The 1,851-nt window shown below is 58.9% G+C and carries 2 protein-coding genes and 1 pseudogene; all 3 read right to left on the bottom strand.

Annotated features, from left to right (window positions below):
- The coding region (locus NKI85_RS37650) for an aldehyde dehydrogenase family protein (RefSeq protein WP_352780951.1) at positions 1-303 on the bottom strand (303 nt) is incomplete at its 3' end.
- Between the two features lie 205 nt (positions 304-508).
- Complete coding sequence (locus NKI85_RS37645; protein WP_352780949.1) at positions 509-1,435, bottom strand: LysR family transcriptional regulator; 927 nt, start codon at positions 1,433-1,435, stop codon at positions 509-511.
- Between the two features lie 133 nt (positions 1,436-1,568).
- Positions 1,569-1,851: pseudogene (locus tag NKI85_RS37640) on the bottom strand (HpcH/HpaI aldolase/citrate lyase family protein); the annotation flags it as partial.

Genomic DNA, 1,851 nt, shown 5'->3' with positions numbered 1-1,851 from the left:
CGCTTCGGCGATCGTCTTGCCCTGTTCTGCTGACAGGTCCCTGGCTGCCGCTTCAACCTTCGCTGCCAGAATCCTGGCGGCTGCTACGAGAATCTCGCCACGATCTTTTGCAGGCCGTGAGGACCAGGCCTTGCGGCTGCGCTCTGCCGAAGCGAGGGCCTCATCCAGATCCGGTATCGTCGCCGAGGCCACCGAGGCAAATACCTTCTCTGTCGCCGGATTGATCACCGGCAGAGTGGCTCCGTCACCACCGGCTCGCCATACGCCGTTGATAAAGACCTCGTAGCGCGTGGCGTCGGACATCGCGTGCTCCGCTTGGGTGAATTTTTGCCTATCCGAGCGGCGTTCGATATCCAAACCGCTACGTCGTTCTTGTGCCAATTTCATCGCGATGGTCGCCGCGGGTCAAATATGGAATATCGCCCAAAACCATCTCGAATCCAGATTGTTACCGCTCAGGCCAGCCGCGGAAGAGTGCTAGCACTGCAAATTGGTTTGAAGGATGTGCCTAAGCCCGGTCCGGAGCCGTGGCTGACCACTGCCTGCTCTCGATCAATGTCCTGGCGACATTGGGGATAAGCTTGCGGACCGCAGAGACGGCGGGAGAGTGCTCATCTTTCGGGTTGACGGCAAGCACAACGGAACGGGTAATCACTGGATCAATGATTTTGACCGTTCGGACTTGGCCTTGAGAGGTCTCCTTCTGAATGGCCGACGGGGCAAGGATAGAATAGGCTTTTCCTTCCATGACCATGTTGATGATCGTAGAAAGGGAGTCGACTTCGAATCTGACGTCCAACACACACCCGTGCTGCGCAACCACATCAGCCACCGAACGCCTGACATTGTTGTTGCGCATGGGAACCGCCAGCGGAAACTGGTGCAGGTCGGCGAGCGGTATCGAATCTTCGAAAGGCGGTTCACCCCGCGGCACTACGAGGCAAAGTTCTTCCCGTGCCAGGACCGTCATTCGCCCTACACTCTCGGCAGTGCGGTAAAGGACAGCCAGATTGAAACGGCCAGCAGCCATCCACTCCTCGAGCGGTCCCGTCATGCCCTCGATCATCTTAAGGGAGATCCTCGGCAACTCGCTTCTTACCGATTCAAGCAGGGGACCGCTAAGGACGCGCGCGGCTCCGGACGGAATGCCAATGGTCACCTCTCCGGAAGGAGCAGCCACCGAGTTGGTCAGTTCCGCCTCAGTGAGTCGAATTTCCTTGAGAATCGTCCGCGCCCGCTCGAGCAGTTTGGCTCCGGAGGCCGTCACGCTGACGCCGGTCCTGTCGCGTACCAGCAGCTGAGTGCCGAAGCTTTCCTCCAGTTGACGCACATGCAGGCTAAGGGCGCTCTGAGCGACATGCAGGAGCGCAGCGGCCTTCGTGAAACTACCGGCTTCGACTACGCCGACAAAGTATCTTAACTGCCTGATGTCCACGACGAAAAAATCCAACCGGGGCATGATCCCCAGTGCCTTCATGTCTATCTCGAAACGAGATGGCGAGCAAGCAACAAACCTGTCGGGCCATGGCTCGAAACCGGCGTCTGTCCGCCGGTTGATTAAAGGCAGGTCAGTTGCTGCTGGCGAGAGCCAGGATCTCACGGGCGCGCCGCACCACCGGCGGATCAACCATCTTACCATTCAACGAGAATGCAGACAGTCCGCGGGAGGCGGCATCGTTCTCGGCGGCTACGACATCGCGGGCCCACTCGAGTTCCTCTGCGTTTGGCGAGAAAGCCTCATTGAATATGGCCACCTGTGTCGGATGGATCGCCAAAGCTCCGGCAAAGCCAAGCCGTCGCGCATGCGCCGCGGCTTCACGAACTTTATCAGTGTCCGAGATCTCGCCGATG

The organism is Mesorhizobium sp. M0571, from assembly GCF_040320985.1.
Lineage (GTDB): Bacteria > Pseudomonadota > Alphaproteobacteria > Rhizobiales > Rhizobiaceae > Mesorhizobium.
The sequence above is the reverse complement of the archived record's forward strand: the minus strand, read 5'-3'. Positions and strand labels throughout refer to the sequence as shown.